The organism is Streptomyces sp. NRRL F-5755, from assembly GCF_001279365.1.
GTDB lineage: Bacteria > Actinomycetota > Actinomycetes > Streptomycetales > Streptomycetaceae > Streptomyces > Streptomyces rimosus.
On sequence record NZ_LGCW01000011.1, the window covers coordinates 13,258 to 31,309 of the forward strand.

The 18,052-nt window shown below is 71.0% G+C and carries 18 protein-coding genes and 1 pseudogene; 9 read left to right on the plus strand and 10 right to left on the minus strand.

The window, feature by feature from the left end:
- The first annotated feature begins 162 nt into the window (after nucleotides 1-162).
- Both ADK86_RS02515 and ADK86_RS02520 read left to right on the plus strand, forming a co-directional pair.
- Nucleotides 163-918, plus strand: a complete 756-nt coding sequence (locus ADK86_RS02515) for a helix-turn-helix domain-containing protein (RefSeq protein ID WP_053695051.1) — start codon at nucleotides 163-165, stop codon at nucleotides 916-918.
- Between the two features lie 81 nt (nucleotides 919-999).
- Nucleotides 1,000-1,254, plus strand: a pseudogene (locus ADK86_RS02520) (Uma2 family endonuclease); the annotation flags it as partial.
- Between the two features lie 31 nt (nucleotides 1,255-1,285).
- Here ADK86_RS02520 and ADK86_RS45575 read toward each other — a convergent pair.
- Nucleotides 1,286-1,792, minus strand: coding sequence for a GntR family transcriptional regulator (locus tag ADK86_RS45575; RefSeq protein ID WP_420718820.1), 507 nt, complete (start codon nucleotides 1,790-1,792; stop codon nucleotides 1,286-1,288).
- Between the two features lie 230 nt (nucleotides 1,793-2,022).
- Here ADK86_RS45575 and ADK86_RS02530 point away from each other — a divergent pair, with 230 nt between their 5' ends.
- Entirely contained in the window at nucleotides 2,023-2,253 is a 231-nt protein-coding gene (locus ADK86_RS02530; protein WP_030637744.1) for a hypothetical protein, read from the plus strand.
- On the plus strand, nucleotides 2,250-2,606 hold the full coding sequence (locus ADK86_RS02535) for a hypothetical protein (RefSeq protein WP_053695052.1): 357 nt from the start codon (nucleotides 2,250-2,252) through the stop codon (nucleotides 2,604-2,606). The genes ADK86_RS02530 and ADK86_RS02535 overlap by 4 nt, the downstream gene beginning before the upstream one ends.
- Before the next feature lie 57 nt (nucleotides 2,607-2,663).
- Here ADK86_RS02535 and ADK86_RS02540 read toward each other — a convergent pair whose 3' ends face one another.
- Nucleotides 2,664-2,879, minus strand: a complete 216-nt coding sequence (locus ADK86_RS02540; RefSeq protein ID WP_030602234.1) for a hypothetical protein — start codon at nucleotides 2,877-2,879, stop codon at nucleotides 2,664-2,666.
- A gap of 229 nt (nucleotides 2,880-3,108) precedes the next feature.
- Between ADK86_RS02540 and ADK86_RS02545 the strand changes: the two genes are divergently transcribed.
- Nucleotides 3,109-3,768 carry a class I SAM-dependent methyltransferase gene (locus tag ADK86_RS02545; RefSeq protein ID WP_053695053.1) on the plus strand — a complete coding sequence of 220 codons (660 nt, stop codon included), beginning with the start codon at nucleotides 3,109-3,111 and terminating at the stop codon, nucleotides 3,766-3,768.
- Nucleotides 3,769-3,822: 54 nt separating this feature from the next.
- Here ADK86_RS02545 and ADK86_RS02550 read toward each other — a convergent pair whose 3' ends face one another.
- Nucleotides 3,823-5,352 (minus strand): monooxygenase, encoded by a 1,530-nt coding sequence (locus ADK86_RS02550; protein ID WP_053695054.1) that lies wholly within the window; start codon nucleotides 5,350-5,352, stop codon nucleotides 3,823-3,825.
- 103 nt (nucleotides 5,353-5,455) lie between these two features.
- Here ADK86_RS02550 and ADK86_RS02555 point away from each other — a divergent pair, with 103 nt between their 5' ends.
- Entirely contained in the window at nucleotides 5,456-6,136 is a 681-nt protein-coding gene (locus ADK86_RS02555; protein WP_053695055.1) for a TetR/AcrR family transcriptional regulator, read from the plus strand.
- Here the strand turns inward: ADK86_RS02555 and tgmC are convergent.
- From tgmC to tgmA, 3 genes are read right to left on the minus strand one after another with little or no spacing between them, the layout of a single operon-like run.
- Nucleotides 6,090-7,244: an ATP-grasp peptide maturase system methyltransferase gene (gene tgmC, locus ADK86_RS02560; protein WP_053695056.1), complete on the minus strand. Its 1,155-nt coding sequence runs from the start codon at nucleotides 7,242-7,244 to the stop codon at nucleotides 6,090-6,092. The genes ADK86_RS02555 and tgmC overlap by 47 nt on opposite strands.
- Nucleotides 7,241-8,191, minus strand: a complete 951-nt coding sequence (gene tgmB, locus ADK86_RS02565; RefSeq protein WP_053695057.1) for an ATP-grasp ribosomal peptide maturase — start codon at nucleotides 8,189-8,191, stop codon at nucleotides 7,241-7,243. The genes tgmC and tgmB overlap by 4 nt, the downstream gene beginning before the upstream one ends.
- Nucleotides 8,188-8,499 (minus strand): putative ATP-grasp-modified RiPP, encoded by a 312-nt coding sequence (gene tgmA, locus ADK86_RS02570; RefSeq protein WP_030376239.1) that lies wholly within the window; start codon nucleotides 8,497-8,499, stop codon nucleotides 8,188-8,190. Before tgmA ends, tgmB begins: the two co-directional genes overlap by 4 nt.
- Before the next feature lie 356 nt (nucleotides 8,500-8,855).
- On the opposite strand from tgmA, the gene ADK86_RS02575 reads away from it, so the two are divergent.
- The 3 genes from ADK86_RS02575 (at nucleotide 8,856) to ADK86_RS02585 (ending at nucleotide 12,983) form a co-directional block, all read left to right on the plus strand.
- Nucleotides 8,856-9,326, plus strand: coding sequence for a MarR family winged helix-turn-helix transcriptional regulator (locus tag ADK86_RS02575; protein ID WP_030376240.1), 471 nt, complete (start codon nucleotides 8,856-8,858; stop codon nucleotides 9,324-9,326).
- Between the two features lie 11 nt (nucleotides 9,327-9,337).
- A complete protein-coding gene (locus ADK86_RS02580; RefSeq protein WP_078951724.1) occupies nucleotides 9,338-11,911 on the plus strand; it encodes an MFS transporter in 2,574 nt (857 codons plus the stop codon).
- A gap of 211 nt (nucleotides 11,912-12,122) precedes the next feature.
- Complete coding sequence (locus ADK86_RS02585) at nucleotides 12,123-12,983, plus strand: YceI family protein (protein WP_053695059.1); 861 nt, start codon at nucleotides 12,123-12,125, stop codon at nucleotides 12,981-12,983.
- A 94-nt stretch (nucleotides 12,984-13,077) separates the two neighbouring features.
- Here ADK86_RS02585 and ADK86_RS02590 read toward each other — a convergent pair whose 3' ends face one another.
- The 4 genes from ADK86_RS02590 to ADK86_RS02605 all read right to left on the minus strand — a co-directional run.
- Complete coding sequence (locus ADK86_RS02590; protein WP_030602253.1) at nucleotides 13,078-13,314, minus strand: chaplin; 237 nt, start codon at nucleotides 13,312-13,314, stop codon at nucleotides 13,078-13,080.
- A 173-nt stretch (nucleotides 13,315-13,487) separates the two neighbouring features.
- The gene (locus ADK86_RS02595) at nucleotides 13,488-14,288 is read right to left on the minus strand and encodes a TetR/AcrR family transcriptional regulator (RefSeq protein ID WP_053695060.1); all 801 of its coding nucleotides are present in this window, start codon (nucleotides 14,286-14,288) and stop codon (nucleotides 13,488-13,490) included.
- Between the two features lie 42 nt (nucleotides 14,289-14,330).
- On the minus strand, nucleotides 14,331-15,908 hold the full coding sequence (locus tag ADK86_RS02600) for an MFS transporter (RefSeq protein ID WP_053695061.1): 1,578 nt from the start codon (nucleotides 15,906-15,908) through the stop codon (nucleotides 14,331-14,333).
- 118 nt (nucleotides 15,909-16,026) lie between these two features.
- A partial coding sequence (locus tag ADK86_RS02605; protein ID WP_053695062.1) for an ArnT family glycosyltransferase occupies nucleotides 16,027-18,052 on the minus strand: 2,026 nt, incomplete at its 5' end.

Below are 18,052 nucleotides of genomic sequence, written 5' to 3' on the forward strand. Positions count from 1 at the left end.
AACGGCTTCGTTGCACCTGTTACCCATACGCCCAGGTCAGAACCATCATTTCATTGCAACCGATACGCTTTCAACGCAACGCCACCCCACCCACTCGTTGCATTGAACTGAGACTGAACGCTATGCTGACGCCCTCAAAGGAAGTACGAAGGGAAGTGCGCGATGCCGGGAGGCAGGCTCACCCAGCAGGAACGTCAGCAGATCGCGCTGGGGTTGGCCGACGGGCTCGCCTACGCGGAGATCGCCCGACGCCTCGAACGCCCCACCTCGACGGTCACGCGCGAGGTGATGCGCAACGGCGGCCCCACCGCCTACCGCGCCGACCTGGCCCACCGCGCCACCGAACGCCGCGCCCACCGGCGCCGGCAAACCGCGCCCCGCGGCCGGCCGGCGCCCCCGCAGACACACGGACGCGACGCGGATGCCGTGCGCGAGTACGAGGAGATGTTCACGACCCTCCTCATGCAGCAGGGCCTGCCGAAGATGATGTCCCGCGTGCTGACCTGCCTCTACACCACCGACGCGGGCAGCTGCACCGCGTCCGAACTCGTCCAGCGCCTCCAGGTCAGCCCGGCGTCCATCTCCAAGGCGATCACGTTCCTCGAAGCCCAGGGCCTCATCCGCCGGGAACGCGACGAGCGCCGCCGCGAGCGGTACGTGGTCGACAACGACGTCTGGTACCAGGGCATGATCGCCGCCGCCCGCACCAACGCGCAGCTCGCCGAGGCCGCGCGCCAGGGCGTCAGCGTCCTCGGCCCCGACACCCCGGCCGCCGCCCGCCTGGAAAACATCGCCCGCTTCGTGGACTTCGTCGGCGAGAGCATCGCCCGCGCAGCGGAACAGGCCCGGGAGATTCTGTACACGGACCCCGAGGAGGCTGCGGAGGGCGCGGACGCGCCGGGTTCCGGGCGGGGGTAGGTGGCGGGCGGGGTGCCGTTCCGGGGGCTCCGGCCGGTCGTGCCTTACGGCTGGGTGGTGGCGGTCCAGCGCGATCACGGCGACCGGGCCCAGCTGATCGTGGAGGTCACGTCGGAGCCCAGCGCCGAAACCGACCGCGTCGTCAAGCGCCGCCGCTACGCCGAGTACGGGGCGCCGCTGTACCTGCTCGTCGATCGGCAGCAGCGCGCCCTCACCTTGTTCGCCGACCCCGGCCGACTCGGCTACACCAAGATCACCGGGCCACTGCCGTACGGCGGCACTCCGCTGCCCCTCCCGGCCCCGTTCGACCTGACCCTGGACACCAGCGGCTTGTGACCAATGGCCTTGGCACGGGCCACCGACCGGGTTACTCCTTCTCGGGGTTCCGGCCCCCGGTGAACGGTCCATCCGGCGTCACGAACGACCCCATGCCGGGCGTCGTAATGATCAGCCCCTCTTCCCGGAGAGCGGCGGTGGCCTTCCGTACGGTGACGCGCGCTACGCCGAACTCCTGCTCAAGTTTCACCTCGGAGATCAGGTGGCGTGGTGGGTATTCGCCGCTGGTGATGCGCGACCGCACCACGTCGGCGACCTGCTCCCACTTCGAGCGCGGGCCCTCTGCCCGTGGCTGCTCGTTCCCCGTCCCCGCTCGTCGTGAGACGAAAGACCCAAGTCCTGGCTCGGTTTGAATCAGGCCCTCCGCCCGCAAACCGCGGTGGACCTTGTGGGCGGTGACAGCCGCGATGCCGAACTCCTCCTGCATCTGAAGCACCGATGGAACGCGTTCCCCAGGCGAATACGTACCGTCGGCAATCCGTTCACGGATCACATCGGCGACTTGGTGCCAGCGAGGCCGCTCCGGGGCAAAATCCATCACTGGAGCACGCTAAGCAAGCTACCCCATGCCAGGCGAGATACTCCGTACGAGGGAATCTATAGAATAGCTGCCGACAGGCATAGAACGCACATGTAGGCTTCCTGCACTAAAGCCCCGGCAGGTGCACCACCACCCCCGGGGCACGGCCAGCGCCACCCAACTACGAAAAGAGCGCCGACATGCGCCACCGTATCCGCCGATTCGCGGCAAGGGTGAGGGAACTCCTCGTGCCGACGCCGACTACGCCCTACACAACCCTCCGCGCCCCCGTACGCCCCACCGTCACCCCAACCGCCCGGCTCGCGCCACTGGCGGGACCCGCACTCGACCTGCCGTACGACGGCGACGCCTCCCCCCTCGTACGCCCGTACCTCGCCGCCTTCGAGGCGCGAGCCCACGAATGGCAGACCCGGCGCGACGCGCGCCTCCGCACGATGCTCGGGGAGTTCGCCGTATGAGCGAGAGCGCGAGGGAAGAAGAGAGGCCATCACCGGAGCTGCGTCTGCTGCCCCGGTCGCAGAAGGACAGGAAGCAGAGCCTCCTGTCGACGGACGGTGACGGATACGTGTCACGGTTCGCCGATGACATGGAGGCGGCCCAGCTCGACATGGGCACGGCGTTGCTCGACCGCGCCGGGGCGCTGCTCGCCAATGCCGACGCCTCGGCCGGTGAACTGCGCTACCTGGCCAACCGGTTGGTCGAGGCCCTGCACGATGCGCTGCGGGTGGCCGACAGCCGAGGCCGGCGGGTTCCCGGCCTTGGCGTGGGGGGCGGAAAGGAGGGCGTCGGCCGCTTGGCGGCGGCCGAGTGAGGGGACGTCAGGCCGTCACATACGTAAGGGACGGCCCGTAGACATACGTACGTACGGTCAGGACAGGGCGAGCCACGCCGCGCCGACGACGACCGCGATCGCGACGATCACGCCGACGATCACGCCGATGCGGGGGCCGGAGGACTGCTGCTGCGCCGCGGCCCGGCGGCCGCCGCCCTGGGGCGCGCCCTCGTCCACGAAGGCGCGGAACATCTGCGTGCTGCCGGCCGGGTCCTGGTTGCCGTTGGCCGGGTTCTGCTGGTAGTTCGCCATAGGCCAGGACCCTAGCGAACCGGGCATGCCCGGCACACCCCTGGGCCCCGTGCGTCACAGCACAGTTGCCGGGCGCGCGGGCCGTTTTCGCCAGACACCTTCCCGGCCCGCGGCGCCGATGGGTGAAGATCTTTCGCGCTCATGCCCGTCGGCGGCGCAGCATGGTCCGGAGGCGTGGCCCCGAACACCCCGGTGCCAGGCGGACCGAGCACGGAAGGGGCACGGCAGCGTGAACGCCGACAGACCGGACCTGTACGCGGCGCAGCACGCGCACTGGCAGCGGACTTACGACTCGCATCCCGGTATGTACGGCTACCAGCCCAGCGAACCCGCGCGCTACGCCGCCGCACTCTTCCGGTCCGCCGGAGCGCGGGACGTGCTGGAACTGGGGGCCGGACACGGCCGGGACGCCCTCCACTTCGCCCGCGAGGGCTTCACCCTCCAGGCAGTCGACTTTTCTGCCACCGGGCTGGGACAACTCCGGCGGGCGGCCGACGCGGAGGGGCTGACCGAGCGGGTGACCTGCACGTTGCACGACGTACGCAAACCGCTGCCGCTGCCGGACGCCTCGGTCGATGCCGCCTTCGCGCACATGCTGCTGTGCATGGCATTGTCCACCGCGCACATTCACGCCGTGGTCGATGAGGTCCGCCGCGTACTGCGACCCGGCGGAACCTTCGTCTACACCGTGCGCCACACCGGCGACTCCCATTACGGCACCGGCCTCGTACACGGCGACGACATCTACGAGCACGGTGGCTTCGCCGTGCACTTCTTCCCCCGCCGGCTGGTCGATTCCCTGGCCGAGGGCTGGCGGCTGGACGAAGTGCACGCCTTCGAGGAGGGCGATCTGCCGCGCCGCCTGTGGCGCGTCACCCAGCGAACGTGATCCAGCGAGCGTGATTCAGCGAACGTGATCCACCCGCCGGAGTCCGGCCCCGCTTCAGGCAGGCGCCCCGGCCCAAGCCACCAGCGCCGCGCGCCGCTCCGCACGCCGGTCCACGACCCCGGTCGTACGCGTCGCCCAGGCGACATGCCCGTCCGGCCGGACCAGCACCTCGGTCACGCCGTCCAAGTCCGGGTGATCGTCGCGGCCGGTGACGGTCACGGTGGTGACGCGTGAGCCCCAGCCCGCGGTGACGGCCGACCCACAGTCCGGGTCATCACCCGCCAGATCAAGGTGGACGAACCGGCCCGCGGGCAACAGCTCGTAAACCCGTATCGCCTCCGACCCGACTGCCTTCAGGCCGACGTCCGGCATCCGCCGCCCCACCAGCGGGTCCGCCCCGGCCGTCATCGCCCCGTACCCGATGCCGAGCCCGGACACCCTCGCCGCCAACGTCCGGTTGACCTCCTCCATCCCCAGGAGCTCATCGAACAGCTTGCGCAGGGCCGCGCCGGGCCGCTGGTACTGCCGTACGAGCGTCAGCTCCGCCAGCAGCGTCTGCACCTCGGTGTTCTCGGTGACCAGCTGCCCGACGGGCCTGCGTTCCGCGTCGTAGCTGTCGAGCAGGCCGGGCGGTGCCCAGCCGTTGACCGCGGCGGCGAGCTTCCAGCCGAGGTTCATCGCGTCCTGGAGGCCGGTGTTCAGGCCCTGGCCCGCGGCGGGGAAGTGGATGTGCGCGGCGTCGCCCGCCAGCAGGACCCGGCCGGAGCGGTAGCCCGCGGCGAGCCGGGTGGCGTTGCCGAAGCGGGAGAGCCAGCGCGGGTCGGCGATGCCGCAGTCGGTGCCGCACATCCGGGTCAGGGACGCACGGAACTCCTCCAATGTCACCGGTTCGGCGGCCGGCACCCGCATCCGCTCCGGGTCGATGAGGACCAGCCGCGTCAGGCCGTCCTCCATCGGCGCGACGAGAACGCCGCCCGCGCGGGCGGCGTCGAGCGCGTCGGGGTCGATCGCCGCGAAGTCGCCGAGTACGCCGGTGAGGGTTTCGTCGGTGCCGGGGAAGGCGATGCCGGCGGACTGCCGTACGACGCTGCGCCCGCCGTCGCAGCCGACGACGTAACCGGTACGGGTGGTTTCGACAGCACCGTCTTGACCGCGCACTTCGACGTCCACCCCGTCGGCGTCCTGGCGCAGCCCGGCGACCTCGTATCCGCGCTCGATCACGACACCCAGCTCCCGGGCCCGCTCGGCCAGCAGTTCCTCGGTGCGGGCCTGGGCGATGAACAGGGTGTAGCCGTGCCGGGAGTCCAGCGCCGAGAAATCCAGGTGGGTGGGGAGCTGGGCGAAGTGCCAGCCGGGGACGGTGCGGCCGAGCCGGAGGAAACGGTCCAGCAAGCCGCGCTGATCCATCAGTTCCACGCTGCGCGGGTGCAGGGTCAGCGCCCGCGAGTCGCGCTGCGGTTCCGTACGGCGCTCCAGAACGCGGGTCCGCACTCCGGCCAGCGCGAGTTCGCTCGCGAGCATCAGTCCGGTCGGTCCGGCGCCCACCACGGTCACATCGGTCACTTCGGCCACATCGACGTTCATGAAGTTGTCCTCCCAGGTCAGGGATCAGCGCGGTCAGGGACCGGCGAGGGATGCACATTAATGAACACCGTTCACGTGAACGCTGTTCACTATAGTGAGGCCCATGAGCTCACCGTCAACCCCGACCCGCGGCCGACCCGCCAGACTCGACCGCGCACGCACCCTGGAAACGGCACTTGACCTGCTGAATCAGTCCGGCCTCGACGCGCTGACCATGCGACGGCTCGCCGACGCGATGGGCGTACAGGCCGGCGCCCTGTACCGGTACTTCGCGACCAAGCAGGACCTGCTGACCGCCATGGCGGAACGGATGCTGGCGGGCGTCGGCACATCGACCCAGGCCGTGAGCGGCGACGACTGGAGCGAACGCCTGACCACCCTCGCCCACGCCCTGCGCACCGCCCTGCTGGCCCACCGCGACGGCGCACGCGTATTCGCCGGCACCCACGCGACCGGCCCCAGCGTCCTCGGCTTCGCCGACGCGTTCGTGGGCGTACTACGGGAGGCGGGCTTCCAGGACGACGCAGCGGCCCGCGCCCTCTATACGGTGGTCAACTACACCGTGGGCCACACCTTGGAGGAGCAAGCGGCACTCCAGGCGGAGGACGGGGACACCAAGGGCGCAGGCGCCCTACGCGAAGCGGTAACAGCAGGCACGTACCCCCACCTCAACGCCACCCTCCCCACCCTCACCAGCACAGACTTCACCCGCCTCTTCGAGTTCGGACTCGATCTGCTCATCGAGGGGCTGCGGGCGCGGCACGCGCCGCCGTCGGCCATGTGATGCGCTGGCCGCCGGGCCCGACGGTGATGCTGAACCGCTCCAGGCCCGGGGAGCCGTCGGCCCGCCAGCGCCGTACGTGTTCCTCCACCGCGTCCCACAATCGCGCCGGGCCTCCCTGGCGTACCAGCGAGCGGCCCCTGTCCTGGCGGAGGGCCGCCCATGAGCCGTCCGCGACGTCCAGCAGCACCTGCTCGGCACGGCCGTCCTCGCCCGCCAGAGTGATGTGCTGGGCGCGGGGGGCCGCGATCTGCGCGACGAAGCGCGCGGTCCAGTCGTCCAGCGCCTCATGTGCGGCCAGGCGGCTGGGCCGTTCATCGGCACTCGTCAGATCGGGCAGGCAGCCGAGTGGGGGAGGCTGGTGGGAGCGGACCAGCATGAAGGAGATCCGGCCGCCGAGAAAACGGCCACGCGCCATGCCCTCGCCGACCGTGAGGCAGGCCAGTTCGGAGGCGTACAGCCAGCCGGACACGGTGGCCAGGATCCGGCCGCCCGGACGGGTCTGCTCGATCCAGTCGTGGGGGATCTCCAGGATTCCGCAGGAGGCAATCGTCCGGTCGTAGGGCGCCGAGGGCCCGTGCCCGGTCAGGCCGTCCCCGACGACGAGTTCGGGAGCATGGCCGCACGCGCCGAGAGCGACCCGGGCCCGGATCACCACGTCCGGATCGACCTCTACGGAGGTGACGCGGTCGCCGCCGAGCCGATGGCAGAGCAGCGCGGTGGAGTACCCGGTGCCGGTGCCGATCTCCAGTACCCGGTGGCCATCGGCGACGCGGAGCTCTTCGAGCATGCGCAGCACCAGCCCCGGCATGGTGCTGGAGGACGTGGGGGCCCGGCAGACCGCACCGCGGACATCGGACGGGACGATGGTGCCGGCTACCTGCGTGACCAGGGAATCGTCGCGGTAGCAGCGCTCCAGCCAGGTGTCGTCGCCGGGCAGCACGGGCCGCCACCAGGTCGGTGCGGAGCCGGGCACCCGCTCGAAGAAGCCGCCGCGCAGGAACTCGTGCCGCGGCACCGCTTCGGCCGCCGCCCGCCACCGATCCGTACGGAGGTGCCCGGCGTCCGTGAGCCGACGGACCAGGTCCGCCCGCAGCTCGTCTTCCTTCACACGGCGCCCCTCTCCAGCAGGCCCGCCATGGCCGCCACCATGGGCAGGCCGGTCTCCGGCTCCAGCCAGGCCCACTGACCGGACGGATTGCATTCCAGGAACCACCATCGCCCCTGCCGGTCGACGGCGAAGTCGAACGCCCCGAAGACCAGCCGGAAGTGGTCGAGGTAGGCGGCCAGGGCCTGCGGGACGCCGGGCGGCGGGGGCACGACGGTGTACGTCAGCGCCTCGTAATCGGTGCGCCAGTCCAGCAGGCCGGAGTCGATGCGTACGCAGAAGACGTGTTCACCGATGACGGTCACCCGGACATCCGCCGCCTTGTCGACCCGGTGCTGGAACAGGTGCGCCGTGCCTGCCACCGTGTCGTCGATCTCCTCGGCCGTGACCTCGGCGACTTCCACCGTGCAGGAGACACCGCCGATGCGGTACAGCGGCGTGGACAGGGGCTTGTAGATCACCGGGCCGTGTTCCTTGATGAACGTCCGTGCCGCCTCGGGATCGGAAGTGATCAGAGTGGGTGGCAGGCGGAAGCCGCACGAGGCCGCGGCGGCCAGGCCGGAGGGCTTGAACTCCGCGTCCCCGATGCGGTGCGGATGGTTGACGTACAGGCAACCGGGCAGAGAAGCCAGCACACCGCCCAGCCCGTACCGGGCCTGCGTCAGAGCGAACCGGGCGTCCTGCTCCGCCAGGTGCGGGAAGCCGAAACCGCACGGCCGCCGGTAGTAGAGCGAGCGGACACCGCTCAGGTCCGCGGCTCTGGAGGGTGTCGTGACCGTTCCGGCGAGCCCGTCGGAAGTGAGGGTGGCCGCGATGGTCAGGGCATGGGGGAAGTCCGCGGAATCCAGGCGTACGACGGGTACGCCGCGGCGGTTCAGCTCCCGGACCACCAGGTCGGCCGTGGGGTCGTCCTTGCTGGTCACAGCCAGGACGGGCCGGGTGTCGCTCACTGGTCGCTGTCGTTGCCGGTGTCCTGGTCCCCGCCGCCGTCCCCGCCGCCACCGGCGCCGTCCGACGGGTTGCCGGTGTTGGTCGGCGGATTGGTTCCGGTGCTCGTACCGTGCCCGGGCATCAGCACCGGCCGCCCTTCGGCGTCGAAATAGCGTGCCGTCTGCGTCTCCGGGTCGAGTTCGGTACGTGCGTAGGCAGGCGCGAACGAGGGGTAGGGCGCCATGCGCCGCAGCCCCCACGGCGGTGGCGTCGGCGCGCCGGACGGCATCGGACAGCCGGTGGGGAAGCGATCCGCGTGGTGGAACACAAGGGTCTCCTCGCATGCGGCCCGTGCGGTGTGGCACCCGCGTGGCAGCACCGTGAGGCAACCGGAAGTGGTGGCGCGGCATCTGCTGACGCCGTGAACAGCGTGGCGGCCCCGGAGGGGGCGGAGGAAGAGCGCATGAGCGCGGAGGGAGGCGGCAGGCTTGCCCCCCTTCCTCCCCTCGCCGCACCCACGGCACGTTTGAGCCGCTCCCACCGGCTCTCCCCCACCCCTTGACCGTTGATCTTGCCAACCTTTTGGATCCCTTTACTTTCTCACCCCCAAGAATCGTTTGCCTTCAGCAACCAAGCGGTTCTACGGTTGCTCTAGGCAACAAAAGAAGAAGTGCGGAGGTGCCCATGGCCGCTCAGAGTCAGTACGAGGAGCTGGCCCGGCAGCTCAGTGCCATCGGTGCCGTCAAGCGGGAGATGGGGCGGATACTGCCGTCCGACTGTCCGCCCGCCTCGGCCGGGGTGCTCACGCTGCTCGACCGGTACGGCGAGATGCGGATGAGCAAGCTGGCGGAGCTGCTTGCGATCGACATGTCGGTCACGAGCCGGCATGTGGCGCACGTCGCCGAGCGCGGCTGGATCGAGCGGGAGCCCGATCCGCAGGACAAGCGGTCGCGCCTGCTGCGGCTGACGCCGAGCGGCCGGCTGCTCCTCGCGGAGCTCTCCGAACGTTACACAGCATCACTCGCCCGGTACCTGGACGACTGGTCCGACAGCGACGTCGGCCGTCTGAACGAGTTGCTCGCCCGGCTCCGTACGAGTTTCGGCGACTGCCGAACCCGGGCGCACCACGAAACGACCCGCACACCCGCGGAATGAAAAGGAACCACATGGCTACGACCACACCATCCGGTGTGCGGGGCGGCCACGCCAAGCACGGGGGCCACCCGGCTCCCGACGGGGCGCCCATGTCGCACCGTCAGATCATGGAGGCGATATCCGGGCTGCTGCTCGGCATGTTCGTCGCCATCCTGTCCTCGACGATCGTCTCGAACGCGCTGCCCGAGATCATCCATGACCTCAAGGGCGGCCAGAGCGCCTACACCTGGGTCGTGACCGCGTCGCTGCTGGCGATGACCGCGGCCACCCCGCTGTGGGGCAAGCTCTCCGACCTGTTCAGCAAGAAGCTGCTGGTGCAGGTCGCCCTGGTGATCTACGTGGCGGGCTCGGTGGTGGCCGGTCTGTCGCAGAACGCGGGCATGCTGATCGCGTGCCGCGTCGTCCAGGGCATCGGCGTGGGCGGTCTGTCCGCGCTGGCCCAGATCGTCATGGCCGCGATGATCTCCCCGCGCGAGCGCGGCCGGTACAGCGGCTACATCGGCGCGACCTTCGCGGTCGCCACGGTCGGCGGCCCGCTGCTGGGCGGCGTCATCACCGACACCAGCTGGATGGGCTGGCGCTGGTGCTTCTACGTCGGTGTGCCGTTCGCGGTGATCGCCCTGATCGTGCTGCAGAAGACCCTGAAGCTGCCCGTGGTCAAGCGGGACGTCAAGGTCGACTGGGCGGGCGCCTTCTTCATCAGCGCGGCGGTCTCGCTGCTGCTGGTGTGGGTGACGCTGGCCGGTGACAAGTACGACTGGATCTCCTGGCAGACCTTCGCCATGGTCGGCGGCTCGATCGTGCTGGGCGCGATCTTCGTCTTCGTGGAGTCGAAGGCGAGCGAGCCGATCGTGCCGCTGCGGCTGTTCCGCAACAAGACGATCACCCTCGCGTCGCTGGCCTCGCTGTTCGTCGGTATCGCGATGTTCTCCGGCACCGTCTTCTTCAGCCAGTACTTCCAGCTGGCGCGCGGCAAGTCCCCGACGATGTCCGGGATCATGACGATCCCGATGATCGGCGGTCTGTTCATCTCCTCGACCGTTTCCGGTCAGATCATCACCAAGACCGGCAAGTGGAAGGCGTGGCTGGTCTCCGGTGGCGTGCTGGTGACCGCCGGCCTGGGCCTGCTGGGCACCATCCGCTACGACACCGAGTACTGGCACATCGCGATCTTCATGGCGCTGATGGGTCTCGGCATCGGCATGATGATGCAGAACCTGGTGCTGTGCACGCAGAACCAGGTCGCCCCGCAGGACCTCGGCTCCGCCTCCTCCGTCGTGACCTTCTTCCGCTCCCTCGGTGGTGCGGTGGGCGTCTCGGCGCTCGGCGCGGTGCTCGCCAACCGGGTCACGCACTACGTCAAGGACGGCGTGCAGGAGCTCGGCCCGCAGGCCGCGGCGAAGTTCGCGCAGGGCGGTGCCGGCTCCGGCGGCGGTGGCATCCCGGACCTGGACGCCCTCCCGGCCCCGTTCCGGACGATCATGGAGAGCGCCTACGGGCACGGCGTCGGCGACGTCTTCCTGTACGCGGCCCCGTGCGCGCTGCTCGCCTTCCTGCTGACGCTGTTCATCAAGGAGGTCGCGCTGAAGACCCAGGGCGGCATGGCGCAGGCCGCGTCCCCCGAGGCCGCGCCGGCCGGTGCGGCAGCGCAGGCCGCCGCGGCGCCGCAGCCCGAGCCCGCCCTGGTGGGCGCGGGTGCCCCGGCGGGTCACGACGACAACGGCGCGGCGCCCTCCTGGGCGCAGCAGCCGGCGGCGACCACCGCCACGCAGCCGCTGGCGGCGTACGCCTCGGCGGGCGGCGGTGACGAGGTCCCGGCCGGTCCGGCGATCCACGGCTCGGTACGCAACGCGGAGGGCCACCCGGTCGCGAACTCCGCGGTCACGCTGATCTCGCTCAGCGGCAGCCAGCTGGGCCGCTCGGTGGTCCAAGCCAACGGTTCGTACGTGCTGAACGCCCCCGGCGCCGGTTCGTACGTGCTGATCGCGGCGGCCGACGGCCACCAGCCGCAGGCGTCCACGGTCGTCGTCGGCGAGCAGGCGCTGGCCTACGACATCCTGCTCAGCGGCACCAGTGGCCTGGGCGGCCAGGTCCGCAGCGCGGTCACCGGCGAGCCGGTGGCGGACGCGATGGTCGTGGTCACCGACGTACGCGGCGAGGTGCTGGCCACCGGCAAGACCGCGCCGGAGGGGTACTTCTCCTTCGACGAGCTGGCCCCCGGCACGTACACCATCGCCGTCAACGCGGCCGACTTCCGGCCGACGGCGCTGCCGGTCGAGGTCGGCGGCCAGGGCACGACCCGGATCGAGATCGAGCTGCTGTCCGGCGCCCGGGTGCAGGGCGTCGTACGGGCGGGAGCCGAGCGGCGGCCGCTGCCGGACGCGCGGGTCACCCTCGTGGACGCGGCGGGCAACGTCGTGGCCACCTCCACCACCGGTGAGGACGGCGCGTACGCCTTCACCGACCTGGACGCGGGCGACTACACGGTCATCGCGAGCGGCTACCCGCCGGTCGCCAACGGCCTGACGGTCGACGCGCGCGGGGTCGACGGCTACGACGTCGAGCTCGCCCACCCCGGCGAGTGATCCCGGGCCCGGGAGCCTGCCGTACCGCGGCGGGCCCCCGGGAGCCCCGGCTCACCCCGGGGCGCACGAACCCCGGTCCGCTGTCCTTTTGAGCGGAGAGGCAGCACGGACCGGACCCCAGGGCTCCGGCGGCGGTACGCGCACAGGCAGGGGACGGCCTGCGTGCCGCCGCCCGGAGCCCGACATGTGAGAGGCAAGAACGGGAGTGGGAATGACTTCGACGGGCGCGGCAGCGGCGGGACCGGCCAAGGGCGCGGGCGTCCGCGCGCAGGTCCGTACACGGGACGGCTGGGCGGTGCAGCACGCGGTGCTGACCGTCACCGACATGACCGGCACCCAGGTGCTGCGCGCGGCGGCCGACGAGGACGGCGTCGTACGGGACGCGCAGCCGCTGGCCCCCGGCCCGTACACGGTGATCGTGACGGCGGTCGGCTACGCGCCGGTGGCCTCCAGCGCGATCGTGACGGCGAGCGGCCGGATGGACGTCGGCAAGGTGACGCTGGCGCGGCAGGGCGGCGCTGAACTGCCGCCGCCCGGCGCCTGGACCATCGACCCCATGCACTCGACGGTCGCGGCGACCGCCCAGCACCTGGGCATCACCAGCGTGCACGGCCGCTTCCTGGACTTCGCCGGGCGCATCGAGATCTCCGAGGACCTGGAGAAGTCGTCGGTCGAGGCGGTCATCAAGACGGCGTCGATCGACACCGGCAACGGGATGCGCGACGGGCACCTGCGGACCGGGGACTTCCTGGACGTCGAGCAGTACCCGGAGATGACCTACCGCAGCACCGGCCTGGAGCCGGCCGGCCCGGACCGCTGGACCGTGCACGGCGAGCTGTCGCTGCGCGGCGTGGTACGCCCGGTGGACCTGGACCTGAGCTACCTCGGTACGGGCCCGGACCCGTGGGGCGGCGTGCGGGCGGCCTTCAACGCCACCGCCGAGCTGCGCCGCGAGGACTTCAAGATGAACTACAACCAGGTCGTCGCCGCCGGTATCGCGGCGATCGGCACGACGCTGCGCGTCGAGCTGGACATCCAGGCCGTACAGGGCGAGACCCTGCCGACGGCCTGACGACCCGGCCCCTACCCCCCGACCGGGGCCGTACGCGACGGTGCCCCGCCCTTTGCACTGCAAGGGGCGGGGCACCGTCGTGCAGGGCAACCCGTCAGTTGGTCTTGCACTTGTTGCCCGTGGCGGGGTTGAGCAGCCCGATGACGTCGATGGTGTTGCCACAGATCGGGATGCCGACGTCGATCGGGACCTGGATGGCGTTGCCGGACAGGATGCCCGGCGAGTTGGCGACCTTGGCCCCGGCCCCCGCGTCGGCGACGGCGGTACCGACGCTGCCGAGGACGGCGGCGACGGTCAGGACACCCGCGCTGATGGCAGTACGAACGCGCATATGGAGCTCCTTACGCTGCGCTGAGAAATGATCAGAAAAGAGGTTCACGCAGCGGCGGTCCGAAAAACCGACACGTCGGCCGATGCCCACGTTCGGCGGGACCGCTTCACGCTTCCGGACGCGCGGGGCGCACACAACGGCGTACGGGGTGATAGGGGCGCGCCGGCCGACCCCTACCGGGCGCCGTCCCGGCCCGCCTCCGACTGTGCGCGCTCCCGCTCACGCATCGCCTCGATGCCCGCGATCTGGAGGTCGAGGGCGAAGGCGAAGTCGTTCTCCAGCATCTGCTCGGCGGTCAGCCCCTTGCGCGCGTACACCGCCTTGACGGACAACTCCATCGTCTCGGCGAACTCCGGGCGGTCCTGCACGGCGCCCACGACCTGCCGGAAGTACTCGTCGAGGGTGGAGCCCTCGGCCCGGCAGCGGGCGCGGTGCAGACCCTGGATGGTGCAGAAACCGTAGACGAACTGGAAGACCGCCGCGAGCGCTCCGGACGTCGACTCCTTCGAGAGGCCGCTGCGCGCCATCACCCGCAGGGTCGCGTTGGAGAAGGCCATCGAGTGCGGCCCGAAATTGATGTACTCCCCCAGCAACCTCGGTACCCAGGGATGGGCGAGCAGCATGGTGCGGTATTCGGTGGCGAGGTGGCGCAGCTGGTCGCGCCAGTCGGCCGTCTCGTCGGACTCGTCGGGCAGGTCGATCTCGCCGGCCGCCGCGTCCATGGCCAGCTCCAGCAGGTCGTCCTTGGTGTCGACGTACCAATAGACGGACATGGCGGTGACGCCCAGCTCGGCGGCGAGACGGCGCATGGAGAACTTCGCCAGGCCCTCGGCGTCCAGCAGCCGGACCGTGGCCGCGACGATCTTGTCGAGGTCCAGTCCGGCCGGCTGGTCCGCCTTCCGTTTCACCGGGGGGCGCTCGGCCAGCCATACGCTCTTCGGCTGTTTCCCGGCGCGGCCCGAAGTCGCGGCCATCTCGCGCCCTCCCTTTCGTTACGCAGTGGTACGCAGTCGATGCTATTCCGGGCGGGCGGCGGCCGGAGCCGGGCCCGTACCGTCTTCGGGCACGTCGGCACGCTGCGCGCCGTCGCCCGGCGCCGACCGGTCGCGCTCCGCGCGGCGCAGCAGGAACGCCGCGAGCAGGCCGCCGAGGAAGACGGCCGCCGCGCCCACGAGTTGGCTGGTGCCGATGCCGGAGGCGAACGCGTCGTGCACGGCCGCCCGGTCCGCGTCCGTACGGGCCAGGGCCAGCGCGGCGGGCAGCGAACCGGCGCCCACCGCGACCGCCGGGAGCAGCGCGGCGAAGCGGGAGTTGAGCACCGCGCCGAGCACCGCGACGCCCAGGCCCTGGCCGAACTCCATCAGCGTGCCGTTCACACCCGCGCCCACCCCGGCCTTCTCCACCGGGATCGCGGACATCACCGCATTGGCCATGGCGGGCATCGCGAAGGCCACGCCGACGCCCATCACCAGCAGGCCGAGCAGCATGCCGCCGTAGCTGTCGCTGCCCAGGGTGGCGATGGCGGTCAGGCCGGCGGCCAGCAGGGTCATCCCGGTCACGATCATGCCGGGGGTGCCGAGCCTGGGCATCAGCTTGGCGCTCAGGCCGCTGAAGTTCAGTACGACGACCATCAGGGCCAGCGGCGCCATCCGCAGACCGGCCTCCAACGGGCCGTATCCGAGGACCAGTTGCAGGTGCTGGGTGAGCAGGAACATCGAGCCGCCCAGGCCGAAGGCCACCAGGATGCCGCCGGACACCGCGCCGATGAACCGGCTGTTGCGGAAGAAGTGCATGTCCAGCATCGGGTACGGGACATGGAGTTCCCACAGCGCGAAGACGGCCAGGCCCACGATGCCGATGGCGGCGGAGGTCAGCACCCGGCCCGAGAGCCAGCCGCTCTCGGGCCCGGAGATGATCGCGAAGACCACGCCCACCATGCCGATCATGGAGAGCAGCGCGCCGACCAGGTCGGGGCGGTCGCCGCTGGGGTTCTTCGACTCGGGGACCAGCCGCAGCACGGCGACCAGACCGATCAGCGCGACCGGGATGTTGACCAGGAACAGCGAGCCCCACCAGAAGTGGGCGAGCAGCGAGCCGCCGATCAGCGGCCCGGCGGCGAAGCCGAGCGAGTTCACCGAGCTCCAGATGCCGATCGCCTTCGGGCGCTCGGTGTCGTCGAATATCTGCATCACGACGGCGAGCGTGGTCGTCATCAGCAGCGCGCCGCCGACGCCCATCCCGGCGCGGGCCGCGATCAGCTGGCCGGGCGACTGGGCGAGGGAGGCGGCGAGCGAGGCGACGCCGAACAGCACCAGGCCGAGGGCGAGCATCTTCTTGCGGCCGTAGCGGTCGGCCGCGTTGCCCGCGGTGAGCAGCAGGCCGGACTGGACCAGGGAGTATGCGTTGAGCATCCACTGCACGTCGGCGGTGGTGGCGCCCATCTCCTCGGTGAGGGAGGGCACGGCGACGTTCAGGACGGTGTTGTCGAGCAGGACGGTCAGCTGCGCGAGGCAGATGACGGCGAGGATGAGCCAGCGGGCGGGATTGCGGGCCGGGCTCAAGGGATCGGTGGCGCTGGGGGCCACGGAGGACATGCAGGCTCCCTGTACGGAGGTGATGCGAGCGGAAGAGCGGGACGCATACACCGTACAGGGAGCGTTATACGCCGTACAGGCGATTATTCGGGGCCGGGGACGGGCGGCGATCGCTATGTCACGAGAGGGGACGCGTCAGGTCATAGAGCGTCGAGTTCCCGATGGTGACCTTCTTGAAGGACTTCTCGACCCAGCTGGTGATGTCGGACGAGGTGGACGAGGAGGCCGAGCTGCCATCCCCCTTCGTGCCGAAGAAGCCGCCGCCCATTCCGCTGCCGATGAAGTAATGGATCTTCCCCTGGCGTACGTACTCCTTGAACTGTCCGAGGGTCGGTGACGGGTCGCTGCCGTTGAAGCCGCCGATCGGCATGACCGGCAGACCGGTGGCGAGCTGGTAGCTCGCGGCGTTCTGGGAGCCGATCGCGGCGGCGGCCCAGGTGTGGTCGGCGGCGTTCTTCTTGAGGGCGGCCTTGGCCTTGGCGCTGACCTGCTGGCCGTTGAGGAGGCCGCCCAGGGCGTTGCGAGGGGCGCCGTTGCGTTGGCCGTCGCGTTGGCCGTCGCCTTGTCCGTCGCGTTGTCCGGGGCCCTGGCCTTGGGTGGGCGCCTGGCCGGGTGGTGGGCCGCCCGGGCCACCGTTGCCCTTGCTGGCCTTGCTGCCCTTGCCCCCCGGCCCGGGACCGCGCCCGCCGATGACGATCATGCCGCCGTGCCGGCCTCCGGCCCCCTTGACCTCCGGCCCCGCGGTGACGATGGAGCCGGTGTGCGGGGTGTTGACCGTATTCGCGGCGTACGCGACCGGGCCGCCCAGTCCCGCGGCGATGCCCAGGCCGGCGGCCACGACGGCCAGCCTGCGCCCCAGCCGTACGGAAAGCAGCAGCCCCAGCGCCGCCACGGCACCGACCGCGACGACGGTCCAGCGCAGCCAGGGCATCCACTGCGGCGACCGCGCCAGCAGGACGTACGCCCACCCCGCCGTCACCGCGACCGTGCCCGCCAGCAGCAGCGCGGCGGCGGTACGGGAGCGCCGCTGCCACAGCAGCGTGGCGCCCATGGCGACGAGGGCCGCGATGTACGGCGCCAGCGCCACGTTGTAGTACTGGTGGAAGATCCCGGACATGAAGCTGAACGTCGCGAACGTCATCAGCAGCGCCCCGCCCCACACCAGGAACGCAGCGCGCGCGGCGTCGGTACGGCGGGCCCGCCGCAGCACCACCAGCCCGGCGGCCAGCAGCAGGAACGCGGCGGGCAGCAGCCAGGAGATCTGGCCGCCCATGTCGGAGGTGAACAGCCGGGTGATGCCGGAGTCGCCCCAGGCGCCCCCGCCCCCGCGTCCGCCGCCGCCGGGCGGGCCGCCGCCCACGCTGCCGGTCTCGTTGCCGTTGATACGGCCGAGGCCGTTGTAGCCGAAGGTCAGCTCCAGGAAGCTGTTGTGCTGCGAGCCCCCGATGTACGGGCGCGAGGCGGCCGGCCACAGTTCCACGATCGCGACCCACCAGCCGCCGGACACCACCATCGCCAGTCCGCCCAGCAGCAGTTGGCCGATGCGGCGGCGCAGTGCGGTGGGTGCGCAGACCGCGTACACAACCGCCAGCGGCGGCAGGATCAGCCACGCCTGCAACGTCTTGGTCAGGAAGGCGAAGCCGAAGCAGACGCCCGCCAGCAGCAGCCACTTCGTACGGGCGTCCTCCAGCGCGCGCAGCACGCAGTACACGGCGCACACCATGAGCAGGCACAGCAGCGCGTCGGGGTTGTTGAAGCGGAACATCAGCGCGGCGACCGGCGTCAGCGCGAGCAGCGCGCCCGCGAACAGCCCGGCCCCCGCGCCGAAGCGGCGCCGTACGGCCGCGTACAGCACACCGACCGTGGCGACCCCCATCAGCGCTTCCGGAACCAGGATCGCCCACGCGCTGAGGCCGAAGACCCGTACGGACAGGGCCATCGGCCACAGGGCGGCCGGGGGCTTGTCGACGGTGATGGAATTCGCCGCGTCGGACGACCCGAAGAAGAACGCCTTCCAGCTCGCGGAGCCGGCCTGGGCCGCCGCCGAGTAGAACTGGTTCGCGTAGCCGGAAGCGCCCAGGTCCCAGAGGTAGAGGGCGGCGGTGGCCAGGAGGAGGACCAGGAGGGCGGGGCGGGGCCGGCGG

What these genes read in the sequence shown, in the direction of transcription:
- ADK86_RS02515 (WP_053695051.1), top strand. Translation starts at nt 163, where the DNA reads ATGCCGGGAGGCAGGCTCACCCAGCAGGAACGTCAGCAGATCGCGCTG.
- ADK86_RS45575 (WP_420718820.1), bottom strand. Translation starts at nt 1,792, where the DNA reads ATGGATTTTGCCCCGGAGCGGCCTCGCTGGCACCAAGTCGCCGATGTG.
- ADK86_RS02535 (WP_053695052.1), top strand. Translation starts at nt 2,250, where the DNA reads ATGAGCGAGAGCGCGAGGGAAGAAGAGAGGCCATCACCGGAGCTGCGT.
- ADK86_RS02540 (WP_030602234.1), bottom strand. Translation starts at nt 2,879, where the DNA reads ATGGCGAACTACCAGCAGAACCCGGCCAACGGCAACCAGGACCCGGCC.
- ADK86_RS02550 (WP_053695054.1), bottom strand. Translation starts at nt 5,352, where the DNA reads ATGAACGTCGATGTGGCCGAAGTGACCGATGTGACCGTGGTGGGCGCC.
- ADK86_RS02555 (WP_053695055.1), top strand. Translation starts at nt 5,456, where the DNA reads ATGAGCTCACCGTCAACCCCGACCCGCGGCCGACCCGCCAGACTCGAC.
- ADK86_RS02575 (WP_030376240.1), top strand. Translation starts at nt 8,856, where the DNA reads ATGGCCGCTCAGAGTCAGTACGAGGAGCTGGCCCGGCAGCTCAGTGCC.
- ADK86_RS02580 (WP_078951724.1), top strand. Translation starts at nt 9,338, where the DNA reads ATGGCTACGACCACACCATCCGGTGTGCGGGGCGGCCACGCCAAGCAC.
- ADK86_RS02585 (WP_053695059.1), top strand. Translation starts at nt 12,123, where the DNA reads ATGACTTCGACGGGCGCGGCAGCGGCGGGACCGGCCAAGGGCGCGGGC.
- ADK86_RS02590 (WP_030602253.1), bottom strand. Translation starts at nt 13,314, where the DNA reads ATGCGCGTTCGTACTGCCATCAGCGCGGGTGTCCTGACCGTCGCCGCC.
- ADK86_RS02595 (WP_053695060.1), bottom strand. Translation starts at nt 14,288, where the DNA reads ATGGCCGCGACTTCGGGCCGCGCCGGGAAACAGCCGAAGAGCGTATGG.
- ADK86_RS02600 (WP_053695061.1), bottom strand. Translation starts at nt 15,908, where the DNA reads ATGTCCTCCGTGGCCCCCAGCGCCACCGATCCCTTGAGCCCGGCCCGC.